Origin of the sequence: Polaromonas sp. CG_9.5, from assembly GCF_035984465.1 — a bacterium.
Classification (GTDB): domain Bacteria; phylum Pseudomonadota; class Gammaproteobacteria; order Burkholderiales; family Burkholderiaceae_C; genus Polaromonas.
Map to the genome: position 1 here is coordinate 59,990 of NZ_JAXCHR010000016.1, position 19,961 is coordinate 79,950.

Here is a 19,961-nt window from a genome sequence, read left to right on the forward strand (position 1 = left end):
TCATGTCGCACAAAACATAAATCAGGTGAGAAAAAATGAAATGGTCCGTCGGAACAAAGATTGGCGCGGGGTTTGTGCTGGCGTTGGTGGTGCTGGTCGTCATCGGCCTGACTTCATATCGGAGTCTGAGCAATCTCATCGAGGCCAGTCGCTTGAAAACCCACACCTATATCGTGCTTGGAGATCTGGAAGGTGTTCTTTCCCAGTTGAAGGATGCGGAGACCGGCCAGCGTGGCTACATCATCACCGGGCAGGAGAGCTATCTGGAGCCTTATCACGCAGCAGCCAAGATGGTTGGGCAGCTTAGCGACGAGCTGCGGAAATTGACCGCGGACAACCCCAACCAGCAGCGCAGGCTCGATGTCCTCCAATCACTGGTTGCAAGCAAACTCGACGAGCTCAAGCTCACGATCGATTTGCGCAAGAGCAAAGGATTTGAGGCTGCCTTGGCGGTGGTCGTATCGGGCCAAGGCAAGCAGGCGATGGATAACGCCCGCAAGGTGATCGCCGAAATGGTAGACGAGGAAAAAAATCTGCTGCAAGTGCGCGATCAGCGCGTCAGCGTGGATGCCGAGAGGGCCATCTCCACCATCGTCTACGGAATCCCCCTTGCTTTTGTGCTGTTGACGGTAGCGGGCTTCTTGCTCACCCGGAACATTTCAAACCCACTCAAGAGGTTGGAATCTTTTGCCCGAGACGTCTCTGAAAAGGGGTTTGGCACGGGCCACACGGAAGTTGCCGACAGCCTTGAGGTTGCCAGTCTGGCGCAGTCGATCAACCGTATGCTGGACCACCTGAAACAGCAGCATGACAAGCTGATGCGCTCGGAAGTGCAAGCTCAGGAGGTGAGTGCCAGTCTGCGCGACAGCGAACGTCGCATGAAGGCGGTGCTGGACAATATGGATGATGGCATTATTACCATCTCCGATAGCGGCATCATTGAACTGATCAACCCGGCTGCGGAGCGCATATTCGGCTACCGCAGGGAGGATGTCGTCGGCAAGAACGTATCCATGCTGATGCCGGAGCCTTACCACAGCGAACACGATGGCTACCTGACGCGCTATCTTCGTACCGGTCAGGCGAAGATCATCGGAAGCGGAAGCGGACGCGGACGCGAGTTGACGGGGCAGCGCAGTGACGGCGGCGTTTTTCCGATGGATCTGCACGTTTCGGAGTTTTACCTGGAGGGGCGTCGCCAGTTCATCGGCAGCATCCGCGACATCACCGAGCGCAAGCGCATCGCCGAGGCGCTGCGTGCCAGTGAATTGCAGTTGCGCCAGATCACCGACGCCGTACCGGCCCTGATTGCCGACCTCGATATGGAGCAACGATTCCGCTTTCACAACAAGGCCTACGAAGATGTCTTTGGCCTGAGCTTCGAACAGATCAATGGCCGCACTCTGGCCGAAGTGCTCGGCCCGCAAGCCTACGGAGGTGCCCAGGACAAGGTCGAAGAAGTGCTGCGTGGTTACCCCGTACGCTACGAGCGCGTACAAATCACGCCGCAAGGCGATATCAGGAACTACGCCATGCAATATTTCCCGCGCTATGGCGGGGGCACGGACGAGGGCAAGGTCATCGGGTTTTTCTCGCTGGGCACCGACGTCACCGAGCTCAAGCGCATTGACCGCATGAAAACCGAGTTCGTCTCCACAGTCAGCCACGAGTTGCGCACACCGCTGACCTCGATCCGCGGTTCGTTGGGACTGATCGCCGGAGGGGTAGCCGGTGAGTTGCCCGAGGCCGTGAAGAAACTGGTGGGCATCGCCAAGAACAACTGCGAGCGCCTGATCCGGCTGATCAACGACATCCTTGACATCGAAAAAATCGAGTCCGGCAAGATTCGCCTGGACCTGCAGGTCGTCGATATTAAACAGCTGGTCCAGCAGGCGCTGGCCGCCAACGAAGGTTTCGCAGGCCAACACCGCGTGACGCTGCTGCTGCGGGCGCCCGATGAGCCGCTGCAGGTGCGCATTGACAGCGACCGCCTGACCCAGGTGCTGACGAATCTGCTGTCCAATGCGGTGAAGTTTTCACCACCTGAGAGTGCAGTGGAGGTGAGGGTGTCGCGCGTGGCCCAACAGGTGCGGGTTGAAGTCGCGGACCACGGCCCCGGTATTCCGGAGGAATTTCGCAGCCGCATCTTCCAGAAGTTTTCGCAAGCGGATGCTTCTGACGCCCGCCAAAAGGGCGGGACCGGTCTCGGGCTCAACATTTCCAAAGCCCTCATCGAGAAGATGGGCGGCCATATCGGCTTTAGCAGCGAGGCGGGTGCGGGCACTACTTTTTTCTTTGAGGTGCCCGAATGGCAAAACCCGGCGCCGCTGCCGCCGCCTTCCAGGGCCCGGGCCGCATCCTCGAGGCCTCGCATCCTGATTTGCGAGAGCGACCCCGACGTGGCCAGGCTCATCAGCATGATGCTGGGCAAAGCCGGTTTTGAAGCCGACCTGGCGCTTAGCGCGGCGCAAGCCTTGGCCTGCCTCGCGCGCAACAGCTACGACGCCGTGACGGTGGACCTGAAGCTGCCCGGTCAACACGGCGCGGCCTTCATCAGCGCGCTGCGCCGCGACGCAAGAACACGCGAGCTGCCTGTCGTGGTGATCTCGGCCATGGCTGAGGAAGGGCAGTTGCAGTTCGACCACAAACTGCTCACGGTCTCGGACTGGCTTGAAAAACCGATCGATGAAAACCGGCTGATCCTCAGCATCCGCCGGGCCGTCGCCGGCGTGGGGGCCGGCAAGCCGCGCGTGCTGCACGTAGAAGACGATCCTGATATTCAGCTCATCGTCGGCGCCATTGTCCAGGATTCCGCCATCTTCGAATTTGCGGCCACGCTGAACGAAGCCCGGGCTCTCCTGCGCGAGCACCGCTTTGACCTGGTGCTGCTCGACCTCGCGCTGGGCGAAGAGTCGGGCTGGGACCTGTTCGATGATATCGATGCACTCGATCCGCGGCCGCCGGTGATTGTGTTTTCGGCCAGCGACGTGGATTCGGCCGAAGGCAAACAGGTTGAAGCGGTCCTGGTTAAAGCCTATACATCCAACACCGAGCTGTTAAATACCATCCAGCGTGCTCTCCAGATTCCCGGAGACCCTGGTCCCACCCGCCCCCAACCCCTGAGTTGACCATGCCCCCATCCCTTTGCCGCATCCTTTTTGTTGAAGACGAGCCTGACATCCGCGCCGTGGCGCAGATGGCCCTGGAAGCCGTGGGAGGGTTTGCCGTGATCGCCTGTGCCTCCGGCCAGGAAGCGCTGAGCGCCGCACCGCACGCCCGGGCCGACCTGCTGCTGCTGGATGTCATGATGCCCGGCATGGACGGCCCCAGTACGCTCAAGGCCCTGCGCGAGCTACCTGCGACGGCCAACACGCCGGTGATCTTCATGACGGCCAAGGTGCAGGCCGCAGAGGTGGCGTTGTACAAGGGTTTGGGCGCGCTGGAAGTGATTGCCAAGCCCTTTGACCCGATGGAGCTTTCCGCGCAGATCCGGCGCATCTGGGCGGCGCAAGCTTGAGCCGTTCATTGGCCTGCTGAGCCCTGCATGAGTCGCACTACTCCCTCATCGCCGGGCGCGTGGCCCATCGCCATGGCCGGGTTGGTGTCGCTGGCCGTTGCCATGGGCATAGGCCGCTTTGCCTTCACGCCCATCCTGCCCATGATGCTGAACGACGGCGTGGTCGATCTGCCGGGCGCCAGCTGGCTGGCCAGCGCCAATTACCTGGGCTACATGCTGGGCGCCTTGCTGTGTACCTTGCAGCCGTGGCTGTGGGCCCGATTTCGCTGGCTGCCGGCGCTGGCCTATTCGACGCTGGTGCGCGCGGGTTTGGTGGCCACCGGCGTTTTGACGCTGGCGATGGCTTTGCAGCTGCCGGGTGTCTGGCCCGGCCTGCGCTTTGCGGCGGGCATCACCAGCGGCGTGGTGTTTGTGTACACCTCGGGCTGGTGCCTGTCGACTCTAGCGCGGCTGGGCGTGCCGGCGATGGGCGGCATTATTTACGCCGGTCCTGGCTTGGGCATCATCGTCAGCGGGTTGCTGGCCAGCGGCATGGTGGCCCTGCACTGGACTGCCGCCACCGGCTGGCTGATTTTTGGTGTGCTGGCTTTTGGCTTGTCTGCGACGGTCTGGCACATTTTGCGGGGCGGCGAGGAACGCCTGGCTCCTTTGGCGCCGCGTGTGGCTGCGGCGCCCGGTGCATCGCCGGTGCGTCATGGCCACGCCGAGATGACGATCTTCACCCTGACCTATGGCCTGGCGGGTTTTGGCTACATCATCACTGCCACCTTTTTGCCGGTAATCGCCCGCGCGGCATTGCCCGGTTCTGCGTGGCTGGACCTGTTCTGGCCGATATTTGGTCTGGGCGTCACCCTGGGCGCGCTGCTGGCGACCCGGATGCCGCCCGGAAAAGACTTTCGCCTGTTGCTGGCCGGCTGCTATTTCGTTCAGGCAGTGGGCATTGCGACCAGCCTCTGGAGCCCCAGCCTGGCGGGTTTTGCCATTGGCAGTCTGCTGCTGGGCCTGCCCTTTACCGCCATCACGTTTTTTGCCATGCAGGAAGTTCGCCGCCTGAAGCCCGCCACTGCAGCCAGCTTCATGGGCCTGCTTTCGGCAACCTATGGTGTGGGGCAGATCCTGGGCCCGCCGCTGGTGACCTTGCTGCTGCGCCATACGCCCAATGCAGGCGCGGGTTTTACCCTGTCGCTTGAAATCGCCGCGTCCACGCTGCTGGTAGGGGCGGGGGTCTATAGCTGGATGGCCAGGGCGTATCCGGTTTTAAGCCGCTAAAATCGGCGCTTCACCAGCGTGCTGTCCCGGCGCGCTGGTGTTTTCATTTTTCCGGGGCCATGTAGAGGACTACCATGTATAAAAACCTCGCCGCCACGCTCGTGGCTGCCTGTTTTATTGCTCCCGCTTTTTCCCAAACTCCCGCGCCGTCCAAGCCGCTGAAAATCGGTTTCGTCTACGTCACGCCGGTCACTGACGCGGGCTGGGTGCATCAGCACGACGCGGCACGCAAGGCCGTCGAGGCCGCGTTGGGCGCTCAGGTCAAGACCATCTTTGTCGAAAACGTCGCCGAGGGCGCCGACGCCGAACGCGTGATCCGCGACCTGGCCAGCCAGGGAAACCAGCTGATCTTCACCCCCAGCTTTGGTTATATGGAGCCCACGCTCAAGGTCGCCAAAGACTTTCCGAACGTGAAGTTCGAATCCATCACCGGCTACAAGACCGCACCCAACGTGGCGGTGGCCAATGCGCGTTATTACGAAGGCCGTTGCCTGGCCGGTATTGCGGCCGGCCGGCTGGCCACGAGCGCCGGTTACGTGGCGGGCTTTGCGATTCACGAGGTGATTCAGGGCATCAACGCCTTCACGCTGGGCATGCGCTCGGTCAATCCGCAGGCTACCGTCAAGGTGGTGTGGCTGGGCACATGGTTTGACCCGCCGCGTGAGCGCGAAGCCGCCATGACACTGTTCAACCAGGGCGTTGAAGTCATCGCTTTTCATACCGGCTCGACCGCCGTGATGACTGCGGCGCAAGAGCGCGGCAAACTGGCGATTGCCTACCATTCCGACATGCGCCAAGTCGCGCCCGACGCGCAGGTGCTGGCCGTCACGCACCAGTGGGGCAGCTACTACACGCAGCGCGCCCAGGCCGTGCTGGACGGCAGCTGGAAAAGCGCCGCGCTGTGGGGCGGTGTGAAGGAAAGCATGATCCGCGTCGACAGTTTTGGCCCCAAGGTGCCGAAAAAAGTGGCCGACGAAGTGCTGGCCCGCCAGCGCGACATAGCCGCCGGCAAGCTGCATCCTTTCAGAGCGCGCACCGCGTTGCTGGACAACCAGGGCCACGAAGTGCTGGCCGCTGGCAAGACGCTGACCGACGCGCAGATTTTGACCATGAACTTCCTGGTACAGGGCGTTCAGGGCAAGCTGAATTAACCGGCATCAGGAACCCCCATGAGCTACCAAGTCAAAGAGATTTTCTACACGCTGCAGGGCGAGGGCAGCAACGCGGGCCGACCCGCCGTTTTTTGCCGTTTCGCCGGCTGCAACTTGTGGTCAGGCCGCGAGCAGGATCGCGCGACGGCTGTCTGCCGGTTTTGCGACACCGACTTTGTCGGCACTGACGGCACGCTGGGCGGAAAGTTCAAGAACGCTGACGCGCTGGCTGACCAGATTCAAGCCCAGTGGCCGGCCGGTGACAGCGCGCACCGCTTCGTCGTCATGACCGGCGGCGAGCCGCTGTTGCAGGTCGATGGCGCGCTGATCGCGGTGCTGCATGAGCGCGGTTTCCAGATCGCGGTGGAGACCAACGGCACGATTGCCGCGCCCGCTGGCATCGACTGGATCTGCGTCAGCCCCAAGGCCGGCGCGCCGTGGATTCAGCGCGCGGGCCATGAACTCAAGCTGGTGTGGCCGCAGCCCGCATTCGACCTGGATGAACTGGAAGGGGCTGCTTTCACGCACCGTTATTTGCAGCCCATGGACAACTCGGAGCGGCAACGCAACCTGGAGACCTGCATCCAGTTGTGCCTGGAACGCCCCGCCTGGCGGCTCAGCCTGCAGACCCACAAGATCACGGGCATCCGATGAACAACTTCTCCACGACATGCGAGCTGAGCCAGACCTTCTTTTTTGACGCCGCGCACACGCTCGACCGTTCGATTGAAACCGCTGCCAGCCGGCGCATTCACGGCCACACCTACAACGCCGAGGTGTTTTTGACCGGCCAGCCCGATCCGAAGACCGGCATGGTGATTGACTTGGGGCTGGTGCGGCGCGAGGTGGCGCTGCTGCGCGAGTTGCTCGACCACCACTTGCTCGACGAGGTGGAAGGGCTGGGCCTGCCCACGCTGGAAAACCTGTGCCAGTTCATTTTCAACAAGCTGCAGCCTACGCTGCCGGCGCTGACTTCAGTCAGGGTTTGGCGCACCTCCATCGGCGATGGCTGCCGGCTGAGCAAAACGCCCGGATAAGGTAGGCTAGGAGCCATGAAAGCCTACCGTTCCTCGATTCTTTATTTCCCCGACCCTGCGCTTCCCCGTGCCGCGCTCGAATCTGACGGCCTGCTCGTTATCGGGCCGGACGCCCGGGGCCGACAAGTGGTGCAGGCACTGGGCAGTTATGCCGAACTGGCACCGCGTTTTGCCGCTGTTCCCACCGAACATTTTCCCGGCCGCCTCATTGCGCCGGGCTTTGTCGACCTGCACATCCACTTTCCGCAGACCGATGTCATCGGCTCGCCGGCGGATGGCTTGCTGCCGTGGCTGGAAAATTACACCTTTCCGCATGAAAAAAGGTTCTCTGCGCCCGACTACAGTGCGCAAGCAGCTACGTTTTTCATAGCGGAGCTGCTGCGCAATGGCGTGACGACGGCGCTGACTTTTGCCACCTCGCATCCTGAATCGGTCGATGCGCTGTTTGCCGAGGCGCAACAGCACGGCCTGCGCCTGATTGCCGGCAAGGTGCTGATGGACCAGAACGCGCCCGACGGCGTGCGTGACGACACCGAGCAAAGCCTGCGCGACACCGAGACGTTGATCCAGCGCTGGCACGGCGTGGACCGGCTGGGTTACGCCATCACGCCGCGCTTTGTGCCCAGTTGCAGTGCGGCGCAGTTGCGCGGCGCGGGCGAGCTGGCCGCGAAGTATCCCGACGTGTGGATTCAGTCGCATGTCGCCGAGAACAAGGACGAAATCGCCTGGGTGCGCGATTTGTTTCCGCAAGCGCGCAGCTATTTGAGCGTGTACGACCAGTTCGGCCTGATGCGCCCGCGCGCCATTTATGCGCATTGCATTTATTTAGACGACGAAGACCGCGCGCTGATGCGCAGCACGGGCGCTGCCGCCGCCGTCAGCCCGACCAGCAACCTGTTTCTGGGTAACGGGTTTTTTGACTATGCAGGCGCTGACCGTGTGGGATTCAATTACGGACTGGCGAGTGATGTCGGCGGCGGCACCTCGTTCAGCCCGTTTCATACCATGCTGGCTGCGTATTACGTTGGCCGGGAAGGGCAAACCAAGCCCGGCCTGTCGCTCAGCCCGCAGCACCTGTGGTGGCAGCACACGGCGGGCGCTGCGCAGGCGCTGGGCTTGTCGGGCGTTGTTGGCAATCTGCTGCCGGGTTGCGAGGCCGACTTTGTCGTGCTCAACCCGCAGGTCACGCCGCTGCTGGCGCGCAAAACGGCGCAGGCCGCCAGCCTGGACGAGTTGCTGTTTTCCATGATCGTGCTGGGCGATGACCGGCTGATCGAGAAAACCGTGATTTCGCAAGCGAACCCTTCAGGGCCACCGCCAGCCATGTAATTTATGACCAAATAGGGCTATGTATGAGTTGAGTGTTGCGCCATAGCTGTAGCCATAAAGGCTCGATCACTTTTCTCCTCTGGGGAAAATTTTTGCAACAGTTAACTCCGACATAGCCCCAAATAGACTGTTTGCGCAAGCGGGGCGGGCACAAGCAGCTATGAATTTTGAGTCAACTTCGCAGTCTGAAAGCCGAACTGAACATCCAAACAGCACCACAAATCCGCATCGCCCAGATGAGGACGCGAGGAAACGCTGGCGGCGCTGTCTGGTGTTTTGGGTGGGGGGCGGAATGTGAACGGCAATTTTTCCATCTGCCCCGCAAGCTCAGCGGTTACCGCACCATGACGGCAGCGCCGTCGCCGATGGGGGCAATCACGCCGATTTCATGAACCTGTTCACCGGCTGCGCGCAGCATGTCGGCGCAGGCGCTGGCGTTGGCGGCGTCAATCACCACCACCATGCCGATGCCGTTGTTGAAAGTGCGGTTCATCTCGATGTCGTCGATGCCGGCCGTTTTTTGCAGCCAGGCAAACAGCTCGGTCTGCGGCCAGCTGCCTTTGACCAGATGCGCCGCCGTGCCTTCGGGCAGCACGCGCGGAATGTTTTCCAGCAAGCCGCCGCCAGTGATGTGCGCCAGCGCCTTGATCGGATGCGCAGACAGCGCGGCCAGTACGTTTTTCACGTACAGGCGGGTCGGCTCCATCAGGGCTTCTTTGAAGGGTTTTCCGTCCAGCGTGGCGGGCAGGTCGCTGCCGGCGCGCTCGATGCATTTGCGCACCAGGCTGAAACCGTTGGAATGCACGCCGCTTGAGGCCAGGCCAAGCACCACGTCGCCAGCGGTCACGTCCTTGCCGCTCAGGATTTTGGACTTTTCGACCGCGCCGACGGCAAAACCGGCCAGGTCGTATTCGCCCGACGGGTACATGCCGGGCATCTCTGCCGTTTCGCCGCCAATCAGCGCGCATCCCGAGAGTTCGCAGCCCTTGGCAATGCCGCCGACCACGCTAGCGGCGGTGTCGACATCAAGCTTGCCGCAGGCAAAGTAGTCGAGGAAAAACAGCGGCTCGGCGCCTTGCACCAGCACGTCGTTGACGCTCATGGCCACCAGATCGATGCCCACGGTGTCGTGCATGTTCCATTCAAACGCCAGCTTGAGCTTGGTGCCCACGCCGTCGGTGCCCGACACCAGCACCGGCTCCTTGTAGCGCTTGGGCACTTCAAACAGCGCGCCAAAGCCGCCGATGCCGGCCAGCACGCCTTCGCGCATGGTCTTTTTGGCCAGCGGCTTGATGCGTTCAACCAGGGCGTCGCCCGCGTCGATGTCAACGCCGGCGTCTTTGTAGGAAAGGGGGGTAGTGGTCATGGTGTCGGGGTGTAATGCGGTGGGGCGCGGATGCGCTTGAAGGGGCGGGTGGCAGTCTGGGGCAGGCGGGCCAAGCCCGATAGAATCCAGCCTGAGATTCTAAAGGCTACACCTGTGGCTTCCTGCCGGCCGCTTCTGGCGGGCCGTTTTCAAGGCTTCATGCAACTTACTTCTACCCAACAACGCGCCATGACCTGGTGCCTGATCGCTGCGCTCGTGCTGCTGGCGCTGTGGTTTCTGGGGCCGGTCTTGACGCCGTTTGTCGTGGCGGCGGTGCTGGCGTATGCGCTGAACCCTGTGGTCAACAAGCTTGACCACCTCGGCCACGGCAAAATCCCCCGGGTGTTGTCGGTAGTGATGGTGGAGGCGATCTTCATCCTGATCGTGATTTCGGTCTTGTTGCTGGTGGTGCCGATTTTTGCCAAGGAGCTGCCTTTGCTGCGCGAGCAACTGCCGCAACTGGTTGCGCGGCTGCACAACCGGCTGACGCCCTGGCTGGGTCAGTTTGGCATCACGATGGCGCTGGATGTCGCCACCATCAAGGCCTTCGTCGGCAAGTACCTGAGCACCAATGTTGAAGAAACCTTGGGTTCGGTGATGTCCTCGCTCAAGCTCGGCGGCAGTGTGGCGCTGGCTGTTCTGGGCACCCTGGTGTTGATTCCGGTGGCGCTGTTTTTCCTGCTCAAGGACTGGGACCGGTTTGTGGCTATTTTGGTTGACCTGGTGCCGCCCAAGCTCAGGCCCTCATTTGACAATTTCATGGAGGAAGCCGATTCGGTGTTGGGCCAGTACCTGCGCGGCCAGTTGCTGGTGATGGGCGTGTTGTCGATTTATTTCAGCGTGGGGCTGGCGCTGTTCGGGTTTGATCTGGCCGTTCCGGTGGGCGTTTTTACCGGGTTGGCCTTTTTTATTCCTTACCTGGGCTTTGGCTTGGGGCTGACGCTGGCGATGCTGGCCGGCATGCTGCAGTTTGGCGGCCTGTACGGCGTGCTGGTGGTGGCCGGCGTGTATGGCGTCGGGCAACTGGTCGAGAGCCTGTACCTGACCCCGCGACTGGTGGGCGAGCGCATCGGCCTGCATCCGCTGGTGGCTATTTTTTCGCTGCTCGCTTTTGGCCAGTTGCTGGGCTTTATCGGTGTGCTGATTGCCTTGCCCACCAGCGCCGTGCTGCTGGTCGCCATTCGCAGGTTGCGGGCCAGTTACATGCTCAGCAAGCTGTACCAGGGATGAAACGCATGACGCCCATGAAACAACTCGCGCTGGACATCGGACTGGCGTCCGACCCCTCGTTTGCCAATTTCTTTATCGGCCCGAACGAAGCCGCCGTCAAACAACTGGCGCTGTGGGCCGACAGCCCCGCGCATTCGCCGGTGCCCACGTATTTGTGGGGTGGAGAAGCCAGCGGAAAAACCCATCTGCTCAAGGCCGTCAGCGCCGCTTTGCGCGCGCAAGGCGCCAGCAGCGGCTGGATGGATGCCTCCATGCTCGAACCCCCTGAGTTCAACGAATCCTGGTCGGCCATCATCATGGACGAATGCCATCTCTACAACGCAGCGCAGCAGCGCACGGCCTTCAACTGGTTCGTCAATGCGCTGAGCACCGACGACGGCCATCCGCGCTGGGTGGTGGCCGCTGGCGATGTGCCGCCCGCCGACCTGCCGCTGCGCGAAGACCTGCGCACCCGTCTGGGCTGGGGCCACGTGTTGGCCCTGCACGCGCTGAGCGACGACGAACGGCGCGCCGTCATCAAGCGCGAAGCCGACGCGCGCGGCTTTTTGCTCAGTGACGAGGTGGTGGATTTCATGCTGACGCGCTTTTCCCGCGACCTGGGCAGCCTGATGCAACTGCTCGACAAACTGGACAGCTACGCGCTGCAAACCAGGCGGGCTATCACGATCCCGCTGATCAAAACCATGCTGGAGACGGAATGACAGTTGAGGTGACTACTGACAAAGCGCACGCAGCGCAAAACGTAGAGGCTCGTCCTCTTAAGCTGGCCTTGTTTGACCTGGATCACACCTTGATCCCGATCGACTCGGACTACGAATGGGGCGAATTCACGATTGCGCTGGGCTGGTGCGACGCCACTGAATTCAAGCGCCGCAACAACGAATTTTTTGAACAATACCGGGCCGGAACGCTCGACATTCACGATTACGTCCGTTTTGCCACGCAGGCCATCCGCGAACAAGGCACTATCAATTCAGTAGCTGCTCACGCCCGATTCATGAGCACCATCGTGCATAAAGCCATTAAAACCCAGGCGCTGGAGCTGATCAAGCAGCACCGCGAAGCCGGCGACGAGCTGGTCATCGTCACGGCCACCAACGAGTTCGTGACGCGGCCAATTGCCGACGCTTTTGGCGTGTCGGAGCTGATTGCAGTCGAACTGGAGCGCGACGCACAAGGCAGCTTGACCGGCGAAATCAAGGGCACGCCTTCGGCCCGCGAAGGCAAGGTGACGCGCATGGAACAATGGCTGGCCGCGCGCCAGCTGGGCTGGAACGATGTGCACACCACGTTTTATACCGATTCCATGAACGATCTGGCGCTGCTGGAAAAGGTCAACTGTCCCGTCGCTACCAACCCCGACCCGCGCCTGCGGGCGCTGGCCGCCGAGCGCGGATGGCGCATACTTGACCTGTTTTAAGCGTCGCGGATGGCGCTGGCTGCCGGGCAACGGCGGCCCGTCCCAAGCTGAAACAGGCACTGGCAGCGTGTGCGTTTGCACATCGGCTGCATTGCCCTCAAAAACCTAATATTTCATGATAAAAAAATTCATAGACAAGCTGTTTGGCAAAGCTGACAGCACCGAATCCGCATCGAAACGGGTCAAAAAATCTCCCTTCGGCAAACGCCACGACATTGAGTTCAAAGACCACGGCATCAACGTCAAGCTGGTGGACGAACGCGCCATGGACGTGGTGCATGTGCTCAAGCAAGCCGGTTTTCAGGCCTATATCGTCGGCGGCGCGGTGCGTGACTTGCTGGTGGGCTTGAAGCCGAAAGACTTCGATGTGGCTACCGATGCCACGCCCGAACAGGTCAAAAGCCTGTTTCGCCGCGCCTTCATCATTGGCCGGCGTTTTCGCATCGTCCACGTCATTTATGGCCGGGGCCGCGAGCACGAAGTGATTGAGGTCTCAACGTTTCGCGCGCACATGGACAACACCCTGGCCGAGCAGGTGGGCGGCAACGAGCGCACCAGCAAGAGCGAACTCGCCGGCATGAAACACGCCGTTCATGCCTCCGGCCGGGTGCTGCGCGACAACGTCTGGGGCCCGATGGAAGAAGACGCCGCGCGGCGCGACTTCACCATCAACGCCATGTACTACGACCCGGAAACGCAAATCGTCGTTGATTACCACAACGGCATTGGCGACTCGAAGAACAAAATTGTCCGCATGATCGGCAACCCGGCGCTGCGTTACCGCGAAGACCCGGTGCGCATTATTCGCGCCGTACGTTTTGGCGCGAAGCTCAATGCGCTGGGCTTCAATTTCGAGGAAAAAACAGCCGCCCCGCTGAAGGAAATGTGCGGCCTGCTGGCCGACGTGCCGCAGTCGCGGCTGTTCGACGAAATGCTCAAATTGCTGCAGACCGGCCATTCGCTGGCCAGCATTGCGCAGCTCAAGGCACTGGGCATGGGCACCGGCATTTACCCGCTGCTCGACGTGGTGGTTGAAATGGCCGACGACCCTTTCCTGAAACTGGCGCTGCAAGACACCGACCGCCGCGTTGGCGAAGGCAAGCCGGTCGCGCCCAGCTTTTTGCTGTCGTGCGTGCTGTGGGCGGATGTGCGCAGTGGCTGGGACCGGCGTCTCAAGCGCGGCGAACCCGCCATGCCGGCGCTGCAGGACGCCATTGACGAGGCTTTCAACGCCAAGATTGGCGATGTCTCGGGTCGCGGCAAGCTCGGCATCGACATGCGCGAAATCTGGACCATGCAGCCGCGTTTTGAAAAACGTGTCGGCAATGCGCCGTATTCGCTGCTGGACCAGCCGCGCTTTCGGGCCGGCTTTGATTTCTTGCGCCTGCGCGGCCAGATTGGCGAGATTGATCCGGCGCTGGGCGAATGGTGGGAGAAATTCAGCACCGCCTATGACGACGAGCGCCACGACATGATTGACGCCGTGCGCGAATCCCAGCAGAAAAAACCGCAGACACCGCGCGTGCGGGTCAAACGGGTAGAAGCCGAGATGGCCAGCCCTGATGTTCAAGCGCCCGCCCCAGCTGCGCGCATCAGCCATGCCGCGCCTGAAGGGGTGAGCATGGAAGAGAGCGATGCGGCACCGGCCAAAAAACGTCGCCGCCGCCGCAAGCCCACGGGCGGTGCCGGTGCGGGAGACGCAAGCAGTGATACGTCACCTTCGTCTGCCCCAAACCCTTCGTCCGCTTCTGAATCCTGAAGCCGCAGCGCGCCATGCACACGCACCCGCCTGAACACCGGGTCGCCATCGCGCGTGACGCGGTGACGGCTTACGTGGCGCTGGGTGCCAATCTGGGTGATGCCGTGGCTGCGCTGCAGCAGGCGTCAGCGGCGTTGGCGCATTTGCCGCTGACGCGGTTGCGCCAAGCGTCGAGTGTGTATAAAACCGCGCCGATTGATACCGATTCCGGCAGCGACACCCCCGCGCCGGGAGGCGACTATTTCAATGCCGTCGTGGCGCTGGAAACCGGGTTGACTGCGCCTGCGTTGCTTGACCAGCTGCAGCAGCTGGAGCAAGAAGCCGGGCGCGAAAGGCCTTATCGCAATGCGCCACGCACGCTGGATCTGGACTTGTTGCTCTATGGCAGCGCACACATCGATTCAGCGCGGCTGACCGTGCCGCATCCGCGCATGCAGCAGCGGGCTTTTGTACTGGTGCCACTGGCAGAGATTGCGCCGGGTTGCGTCAGCGATGAAGCGCTGATTGCGGTGCAGCACCAGCGCATTGAGCGGCTGGGCCGTTTGACGGTTTAAGGCGCCAGCCGTTCGCGCAGCCAGCTGGCATCGTCCTGCAACGTGTAGCGCAGGCGGTCGTGCAGGCGGCTTTTTCGGCCTTGCCAGAACTGCCAGTTGTCGGGTTTTAGCCTGTAGCCGCCCCAATGCGGCGGACGCGGCGGATTGAGCATGAATTTCGCGCCGTATTTGGCGGCATTGGCCACCAGAATGCCTCGGCCCGAGATGACTTCGCTTTGTGGGCTGGCCCACGCGCCAATGCGTGAATCGAGTGGCCGGCTGTTGAAGTAGGCGTCGCTTTCTTCGTCAGACACTTTTTCGACCACGCCTTCGATGCGCACCACGCGCTCGAGTTCGACCCAGTGAAACTGCAGCGCCGCATACGGGTTGCCGGCCAGCTCAACGCCCTTGCGGCTGGCGTAGTTGGTGTACCAGACGATGCCCTGCGCATCAAAGCCCTTGATCAGCACCACGCGGGTGGACGGCCGCAGGTTGCTGGCCACCGTGGCCACGGTCATGGCATTGGGCTCGGGCACTTGCGCTGCGATAGCTTCGCTCAGCCACTGGTCGAACTGATTCAGCGGGTCGGCGTGTGAAGCGTCTTCGTTGAGCTCGGCGCGCTCATAGCTTTTGCGAAGGTCGGCAATGGAGTTGGGGCTGGACATGCGCAAAGTATAGGGTCAGCCTCGGGCAATCACGGCGCAGGCCAGGCGCGCGCCGGCGTTGCCCGTGGGCTGGGTGGTGAAGTCGTCCGGGTCGCGGTGAACGATCAACGCACGGCCCACGATGTCGTTGGTGCCGCTGCCCACCGAAAGGGTTTTGGATTCAAAGCTGAACTTCGCCACACCGCTGGCATCGGCTTTGATACTGGGCAAGTCGCCCACATGGTGCGCCATGCCGGCGTGGCTGCCGTGGGGCTGGCCGCCCGGGTTGAAGTGGCCGCCCGCGCTCATACCGTCGCCGCTGGAACAGTCGCCTTTTTCATGGACATGAAAGCCGTGCTCGGTGTTTGCCTTGAGTCCGGTGACAACGCCGGAGACCTTCACTTTGTCGCCGCTTTGCACAAAGGTGACGGTGCCGCTGGCGGTGTTGCCCGTGGTGCTTTGCAGCTGGGCTACAGCGCGTGGCCCCAGGGTGCCGGTGTTGGCGCAGGCGCCGAGTGCCAGCACGCTGGCGAGCAAGATCAGTTGACGTGTCATGAAGGGTTCCAGAAGATGAATGAAGGATTTTGACTGTGGACGTGTTGGGCGGTGCAGACAGCCCGGGGGCAAGTGCTGTCGTTCAGCGATTGACCCGTTGCAGCAGTTTACCGAGCGCTTGGTCATGAATGCCGAGTGTTCGCAGTTTGTCGTAGGTCAGCTGGACGTAGTCACGCGTCGTGCCGTAGCGGCCGCTGGCGCTGGAAAATATCTGCCGGTAATGGTCTTCGCTGAGCAGCCCGGTGTGGTTGGGACTGCGTTTGGACAGGGTGAAGGCCAGCGCCTTGACATCGCCTTGTGCGGTACGGCAGCGCAGCCATTTCGGGTCGTACACTGCGTGGCTCATTTCCCGTTCCCAGAGCGCGGGCAGGGCCGACGCCACTTGCGCGTTCGGCAGGCGAAACGCCACGCCTTTGCAACTTCCGCCCGGCAGCAGGCCAAACACCAGGCCTGGCATCGCAGGCGTGCCCCGGTTGACGCGGCTCCACATCTTCAAGGCGCGGTGGTAGCCATGCAAAGAGGCGAAACGTTCTTCGGCATAGTCGAACTCTGGCCGCCAGATCAGCGACGCGTAACCAAAAATCCACAGATCGGACGCGCTGTCCCATTGCTGCAGGGTGGTCTTGAGCATGACGGCCGGATCGCGGCTTTTGTAAGCGGCGTGGGGAGCCGGGTTTGCTGGAGTTTGCACAGCGCCACTTTACAATAGGGCCAATTTTTTAAAAAGGGAGTCAGTGATGTTTTCTCAGGATGATGACAGCCAGCAACGCGTGGCCTTGTTTCTGGTGTTTGGTCTGGTCGCCATTGTGGTGGCTTCGATGCTTGTTTTTGGTGTTTTCAAGGTGCGCTCGTTTGGCCGCACCGCAGCACCTGCTGCGCAAACAGCACTGGTTGCCGGCCCGGTAGTCGCTGCGCCCGCTACCCTCAGCACCGCCCAGGCCGCCTCTGACGCCGCCAGCGTCAAGGTCGAGCAGGGCGTGGTGAAGTTCTACTTTGCTTCCGGCAAGGCGGACCTGGCTGCCGGTGCAAACGAAGCGTTGGCCGATGTGGTCACAGGCGCCAAGGCAGGCCGCAAGGTGGCGATTTCAGGTTTTCACGATGCGACCGGCAACGCGGCGCAAAATGCCGAGCTGGCCAAGCAACGTGCGCTGGTGGTGCGTGATGCCTTGACGGCAGCCGGTGTGGCTGAAGCCCAGATCGAACTCAAAAAACCCGAGCAAGTGACCACCACCACCGGCAGCGATGCAGAAGCCCGCCGGGTGGAAATCAGCCTTCAATAAACGGCTCAAGCCCGGCTTTGGCCGGTGACCTGACCCAAAAACCCGCAGCGGCCCGCGCCCTGCGGGTTTTTTTGCGCTCAAATTTGGTAACCCGAAAGTAACCATGCGGGGTAAAAAAGCATCGGTAACCCGTTAACATGGACTTGGTAATAAAGTTACATCCCACTCGTGACATCCCTTGATTGAAAGGTCGCAGACCATGGCGCTTCATCCCGCAGTTTCAGACATCACCGCCCGCATCCAAGCGCGCAGCCGCCCGACGCGTGACGCCTATCTGGCGCAACTACAGGCCGACAGCAACCGAAAACCCAGCATGGACCGCATGGGCTGCGCCAATATCGCGCATGCAGTGGCCGGCATGCCGCTAGACGACCGCTTCAAGGTCGTGACCGAGCGCCGGCCCAACATCGGCATCGTCACTGCCTACAACGACATGCTGTCGGCGCACACGCCGCTGCAAAGCTACCCGTCGCTGATCAAGGACGAAGCGCGCAAACACGGCGCCACTGCGCAGGTCGCCGGCGGTGTACCGGCCATGTGCGACGGCGTGACGCAGGGCACCAGTGGCATGGAACTCAGCCTGTTCAGCCGCGACGTGATTGCGATGGGCACGGCGATTGCCCTGTCGCACGACATGTTTGACGCTGCGCTGCTGCTCGGTGTGTGCGACAAGATCGTTCCAGGCCTGTTGATTGGCGCGCTGCAGTTTGGCCATTTGCCGATGGTTTTCGTGCCCGCCGGCCCCATGCCGTCGGGCTTGCCGAACAAGGAAAAAGCCCATATTCGCGAGCTGGCCGCGCAGGGGCTGATCGGGCGTGATGCGCTGCTGGAAGGCGAACTCAGGTCGTATCACAGCCCCGGCACCTGCACGTTTTACGGCACCGCCAACAGCAACCAGATGCTGCTGGAGGCGATGGGCCTGCATGTGCCCGGCACGGCTTTTGTCGCGCCCGCCGACGTGCTGCGCGACGAACTCACGCGCGAGGCGGCGCGTACCGTGCTCGGCATTACCAAGGCCAAACGCTTTGCGCCCATCGGCCATGTGGTCGATGAACGCGCCATCGTCAACGCCATGGTGGCGCTGCTGGCCACGGGCGGCTCGACCAACCACCTGATTCACTGGGTGGCGGTGGCGCAAGCGGCCGGCATCGTGATTGACTGGAATGATTTTTCGGCGCTGTCTGATGTGGTGCCGTTGTTGACGCATGTCTATCCGAACGGCAGCGCCGATGTCAACCAGTTCCAGGCTGCAGGCGGGCCGGGGCTGGTGATTCGCGAATTGCTTGACGCCGGCCTGATGCATGAAGACGTGCTGACGGTGCGCGCCGGCGGCATTCGTGAATACACCGGCGTGCCGGCACTCGACGCCGGCGCGCTCGTCTGGCATGCCGTGGGTGACTCCACGGATGAATCCATCGTGCGCCCCGTGGTGCGGCCGTTCAGCGCCACCGGCGGGCTCAAGCTGCTGACGGGCAACCTGGGCCGCAGCGTGATCAAGGTGTCAGCCGTGCCCGATGACCGGCATGTGATTGAAGCGCCGGCGCGGGTGTTTGATTCGCAAGAGGCGCTGCTGGAAGCTTTCAATGACGGCGAACTGGAGCGGGTTTGCTTGTCAACTGCTGCGCAGGGCGTGGTCTGCGTGGTGCGCTGGCAAGGCCCGCAAGCCAACGGCATGCCCGAGCTGCACAAGCTCACGCCGCCGCTGGCGGTGTTGCAGGGCAAGGGGTTCAGGGTGGCGTTGCTGACCGATGGCCGCATGAGTGGCGCGTCGGGCAAGGTGCCGGCGGCCATTCACGTTTCGCCCGAAGCCGCTGCAGGCGGTCCGCTGGCCAAGGTGCGGGATGGCGACATCATCCGCATCGACGGCCTGACGGGCGATATGTTCGTGTTGGTGGTTGACGCCGAATGGGCCGCGCGGCCGGTCAGCGTGATGCCCGATGCATTGCGCCATCGCAATGGCATCGGCATGGGCAGGGGTTTGTTTAATGGCATGCGCCACAGGGCGCTGACGGCAGAAGAAGGAGCTTTGACATGGATGTAACGATGGATATCAGCGGACAACTCAGTGCCTTGCAGGTGATGCAGGACGCGCCCGTTATTCCGGTGATCGTGCTGACCGATGTGGCGCAGGCGGTGCTGCTGGCGCGCGCGCTGGTGGCGGGCGGCATTCGCATGCTCGAAGTGACCTTGCGCACGCCGCAGGCGCTGGCCTGCATTGAAGCCATTGCGCGCGATGTGCCGGAGGCCGTGGTTGGGGCTGGCACGGTGCGCAGCGCTGCCGATGCGCAGGCTTGCGCCTTGGCGGGTGCACGCTTTGCCGTCAGTCCGGGTTACACCCATGCGGTGGGCCAGGCTTGCCGGGATGCCGGTTTGGCGTTGCTACCAGGCGTGGCGACGGGCGGCGAAATCATGATGGCGCAGGAGGATGGTTTGCGTGAACTCAAGTTTTTCCCGGCGCTGCAGGCGGGCGGCACGGCGATGCTGAAGGCGTGGAGCGGGCCGTTTGGCGATGTGCGGTTTTGCCCGACGGGCGGGGTGTCGATGGCGAATGCGGCGGAGTTTCTGGCGCTGCCGAATGTGGTTTGCGTGGGGGGTTCGTGGCTGACGCCGGCGGATGCGGTGGCGCGTGGGGATTGGGCGCAGGTGACGGCGCTGGCGCATCAAGCCAGTCGGCTGGTGCGAGATTGATGGCGGTTTTTGGCTGATTTTTGATTGAATTGGGCTGTTGTGCAGGCTGGATGGGCGCTGAGTGCTATTTAATTGATAGTGTTTTCTCTTTGCTTGGGCTGGCTGGCCGGGGGTTGCCCGGCGGCAACTCACTTGTCTTTTGCTTCGCCAAAAGAAAGTAAGCAAAGAAAAGGCGACCCGGCT

19 protein-coding genes are annotated in these 19,961 nt (G+C 62.1%); 15 read left to right on the plus strand and 4 right to left on the minus strand.

Features of this window, described 5'->3' with window-relative positions; all coding sequences use genetic code 11:
* The first annotated feature begins 35 nt into the window (after nt 1-35).
* The 7 genes from RCH06_RS13090 (at nt 36) to guaD (ending at nt 8,303) form a co-directional block, all read left to right on the plus strand.
* Nucleotides 36-3,128: a CHASE3 domain-containing protein gene (locus RCH06_RS13090; protein WP_327081905.1), complete on the plus strand. Its 3,093-nt coding sequence runs from the start codon at nt 36-38 to the stop codon at nt 3,126-3,128.
* A gap of 2 nt (nt 3,129-3,130) precedes the next feature.
* Entirely contained in the window at nt 3,131-3,517 is a 387-nt protein-coding gene (locus tag RCH06_RS13095; protein WP_327081906.1) for a response regulator, read from the plus strand.
* A gap of 27 nt (nt 3,518-3,544) precedes the next feature.
* A complete protein-coding gene (locus RCH06_RS13100) occupies nt 3,545-4,786 on the plus strand; it encodes a YbfB/YjiJ family MFS transporter (RefSeq protein WP_327081907.1) in 1,242 nt (413 codons plus the stop codon).
* A 74-nt stretch (nt 4,787-4,860) separates the two neighbouring features.
* On the plus strand, nt 4,861-5,937 hold the full coding sequence (locus RCH06_RS13105; RefSeq protein WP_327081908.1) for a BMP family ABC transporter substrate-binding protein: 1,077 nt from the start codon (nt 4,861-4,863) through the stop codon (nt 5,935-5,937).
* 18 nt (nt 5,938-5,955) lie between these two features.
* Entirely contained in the window at nt 5,956-6,591 is a 636-nt protein-coding gene (gene queE, locus RCH06_RS13110; RefSeq protein ID WP_327081909.1) for a 7-carboxy-7-deazaguanine synthase, read from the plus strand.
* A complete protein-coding gene (locus RCH06_RS13115) occupies nt 6,588-6,974 on the plus strand; it encodes a 6-carboxytetrahydropterin synthase (protein WP_327081910.1) in 387 nt (128 codons plus the stop codon). Before queE ends, RCH06_RS13115 begins: the two co-directional genes overlap by 4 nt.
* A 15-nt stretch (nt 6,975-6,989) precedes the next feature.
* Nucleotides 6,990-8,303 carry a guanine deaminase gene (gene guaD, locus RCH06_RS13120; RefSeq protein WP_327081911.1) on the plus strand — a complete coding sequence of 438 codons (1,314 nt, stop codon included), beginning with the start codon at nt 6,990-6,992 and terminating at the stop codon, nt 8,301-8,303.
* 334 nt (nt 8,304-8,637) lie between these two features.
* Here the strand turns inward: guaD and purM are convergent, their stop codons facing one another.
* On the minus strand, nt 8,638-9,669 hold the full coding sequence (gene purM, locus RCH06_RS13125) for a phosphoribosylformylglycinamidine cyclo-ligase (RefSeq protein WP_327081912.1): 1,032 nt from the start codon (nt 9,667-9,669) through the stop codon (nt 8,638-8,640).
* A 159-nt stretch (nt 9,670-9,828) separates the two neighbouring features.
* Between purM and RCH06_RS13130 the strand changes: the two genes are divergently transcribed.
* The 5 genes from RCH06_RS13130 to folK all read left to right on the plus strand — a co-directional run bounded on the left by RCH06_RS13130 (nt 9,829) and on the right by folK (nt 14,632).
* The gene (locus tag RCH06_RS13130) at nt 9,829-10,899 is read left to right on the plus strand and encodes an AI-2E family transporter (RefSeq protein ID WP_327081913.1); all 1,071 of its coding nucleotides are present in this window, start codon (nt 9,829-9,831) and stop codon (nt 10,897-10,899) included.
* 14 nt (nt 10,900-10,913) lie between these two features.
* Entirely contained in the window at nt 10,914-11,600 is a 687-nt protein-coding gene (gene hda / locus RCH06_RS13135) for a DnaA regulatory inactivator Hda (RefSeq protein ID WP_327081923.1), read from the plus strand.
* The gene (locus RCH06_RS13140; RefSeq protein WP_442799652.1) at nt 11,597-12,319 is read left to right on the plus strand and encodes an HAD family hydrolase; all 723 of its coding nucleotides are present in this window, start codon (nt 11,597-11,599) and stop codon (nt 12,317-12,319) included. The genes hda and RCH06_RS13140 overlap by 4 nt, the downstream gene beginning before the upstream one ends.
* Nucleotides 12,320-12,434: 115 nt before the next feature.
* The gene (gene pcnB, locus RCH06_RS13145) at nt 12,435-14,078 is read left to right on the plus strand and encodes a polynucleotide adenylyltransferase PcnB (RefSeq protein ID WP_327081915.1); all 1,644 of its coding nucleotides are present in this window, start codon (nt 12,435-12,437) and stop codon (nt 14,076-14,078) included.
* A gap of 14 nt (nt 14,079-14,092) precedes the next feature.
* Entirely contained in the window at nt 14,093-14,632 is a 540-nt protein-coding gene (folK, locus tag RCH06_RS13150; RefSeq protein ID WP_327081916.1) for a 2-amino-4-hydroxy-6-hydroxymethyldihydropteridine diphosphokinase, read from the plus strand.
* On the opposite strand, the gene pdxH is transcribed toward folK, so the two are convergent.
* From pdxH to RCH06_RS13165, 3 genes are all read right to left on the minus strand, one after another.
* Complete coding sequence (pdxH, locus tag RCH06_RS13155; RefSeq protein ID WP_327081917.1) at nt 14,629-15,276, minus strand: pyridoxamine 5'-phosphate oxidase; 648 nt, start codon at nt 15,274-15,276, stop codon at nt 14,629-14,631. The genes folK and pdxH overlap by 4 nt on opposite strands.
* Before the next feature lie 15 nt (nt 15,277-15,291).
* The gene (locus RCH06_RS13160) at nt 15,292-15,810 is read right to left on the minus strand and encodes a superoxide dismutase family protein (protein ID WP_327081918.1); all 519 of its coding nucleotides are present in this window, start codon (nt 15,808-15,810) and stop codon (nt 15,292-15,294) included.
* A gap of 82 nt (nt 15,811-15,892) precedes the next feature.
* On the minus strand, nt 15,893-16,441 hold the full coding sequence (locus RCH06_RS13165) for a gamma-glutamylcyclotransferase (RefSeq protein WP_327081924.1): 549 nt from the start codon (nt 16,439-16,441) through the stop codon (nt 15,893-15,895).
* Between the two features lie 106 nt (nt 16,442-16,547).
* Between RCH06_RS13165 and RCH06_RS13170 the strand changes: the two genes are divergently transcribed.
* The 3 genes from RCH06_RS13170 to eda all read left to right on the plus strand — a co-directional run bounded on the left by RCH06_RS13170 (nt 16,548) and on the right by eda (nt 19,778).
* The gene (locus RCH06_RS13170) at nt 16,548-17,090 is read left to right on the plus strand and encodes an OmpA family protein (protein ID WP_327081919.1); all 543 of its coding nucleotides are present in this window, start codon (nt 16,548-16,550) and stop codon (nt 17,088-17,090) included.
* 199 nt (nt 17,091-17,289) lie between these two features.
* The gene (gene edd, locus RCH06_RS13175; RefSeq protein WP_327081920.1) at nt 17,290-19,131 is read left to right on the plus strand and encodes a phosphogluconate dehydratase; all 1,842 of its coding nucleotides are present in this window, start codon (nt 17,290-17,292) and stop codon (nt 19,129-19,131) included.
* Nucleotides 19,122-19,778: a bifunctional 4-hydroxy-2-oxoglutarate aldolase/2-dehydro-3-deoxy-phosphogluconate aldolase gene (gene eda, locus RCH06_RS13180; protein ID WP_327081921.1), complete on the plus strand. Its 657-nt coding sequence runs from the start codon at nt 19,122-19,124 to the stop codon at nt 19,776-19,778. Before edd ends, eda begins: the two co-directional genes overlap by 10 nt.
* Nucleotides 19,779-19,961: the final 183 nt, after the last annotated feature.

Coding starts and splice junctions, on each gene's coding strand:
- hda (WP_327081923.1), top strand. CDS start 10,914: ATGAAACAACTCGCGCTGGACATCGGACTGGCGTCCGACCCCTCGTTT.
- RCH06_RS13115 (WP_327081910.1), top strand. CDS start 6,588: ATGAACAACTTCTCCACGACATGCGAGCTGAGCCAGACCTTCTTTTTT.
- queE (WP_327081909.1), top strand. CDS start 5,956: ATGAGCTACCAAGTCAAAGAGATTTTCTACACGCTGCAGGGCGAGGGC.
- guaD (WP_327081911.1), top strand. CDS start 6,990: ATGAAAGCCTACCGTTCCTCGATTCTTTATTTCCCCGACCCTGCGCTT.
- pdxH (WP_327081917.1), bottom strand. CDS start 15,276: ATGTCCAGCCCCAACTCCATTGCCGACCTTCGCAAAAGCTATGAGCGC.
- purM (WP_327081912.1), bottom strand. CDS start 9,669: ATGACCACTACCCCCCTTTCCTACAAAGACGCCGGCGTTGACATCGAC.
- RCH06_RS13100 (WP_327081907.1), top strand. CDS start 3,545: ATGAGTCGCACTACTCCCTCATCGCCGGGCGCGTGGCCCATCGCCATG.
- edd (WP_327081920.1), top strand. CDS start 17,290: ATGGCGCTTCATCCCGCAGTTTCAGACATCACCGCCCGCATCCAAGCG.
- eda (WP_327081921.1), top strand. CDS start 19,122: ATGGATGTAACGATGGATATCAGCGGACAACTCAGTGCCTTGCAGGTG.
- RCH06_RS13170 (WP_327081919.1), top strand. CDS start 16,548: ATGTTTTCTCAGGATGATGACAGCCAGCAACGCGTGGCCTTGTTTCTG.
- RCH06_RS13105 (WP_327081908.1), top strand. CDS start 4,861: ATGTATAAAAACCTCGCCGCCACGCTCGTGGCTGCCTGTTTTATTGCT.
- RCH06_RS13095 (WP_327081906.1), top strand. CDS start 3,131: ATGCCCCCATCCCTTTGCCGCATCCTTTTTGTTGAAGACGAGCCTGAC.
- RCH06_RS13165 (WP_327081924.1), bottom strand. CDS start 16,441: ATGCTCAAGACCACCCTGCAGCAATGGGACAGCGCGTCCGATCTGTGG.
- pcnB (WP_327081915.1), top strand. CDS start 12,435: ATGATAAAAAAATTCATAGACAAGCTGTTTGGCAAAGCTGACAGCACC.
- RCH06_RS13160 (WP_327081918.1), bottom strand. CDS start 15,810: ATGACACGTCAACTGATCTTGCTCGCCAGCGTGCTGGCACTCGGCGCC.
- RCH06_RS13130 (WP_327081913.1), top strand. CDS start 9,829: ATGCAACTTACTTCTACCCAACAACGCGCCATGACCTGGTGCCTGATC.
- RCH06_RS13090 (WP_327081905.1), top strand. CDS start 36: ATGAAATGGTCCGTCGGAACAAAGATTGGCGCGGGGTTTGTGCTGGCG.
- folK (WP_327081916.1), top strand. CDS start 14,093: ATGCACACGCACCCGCCTGAACACCGGGTCGCCATCGCGCGTGACGCG.
- RCH06_RS13140 (WP_442799652.1), top strand. CDS start 11,597: ATGACAGTTGAGGTGACTACTGACAAAGCGCACGCAGCGCAAAACGTA.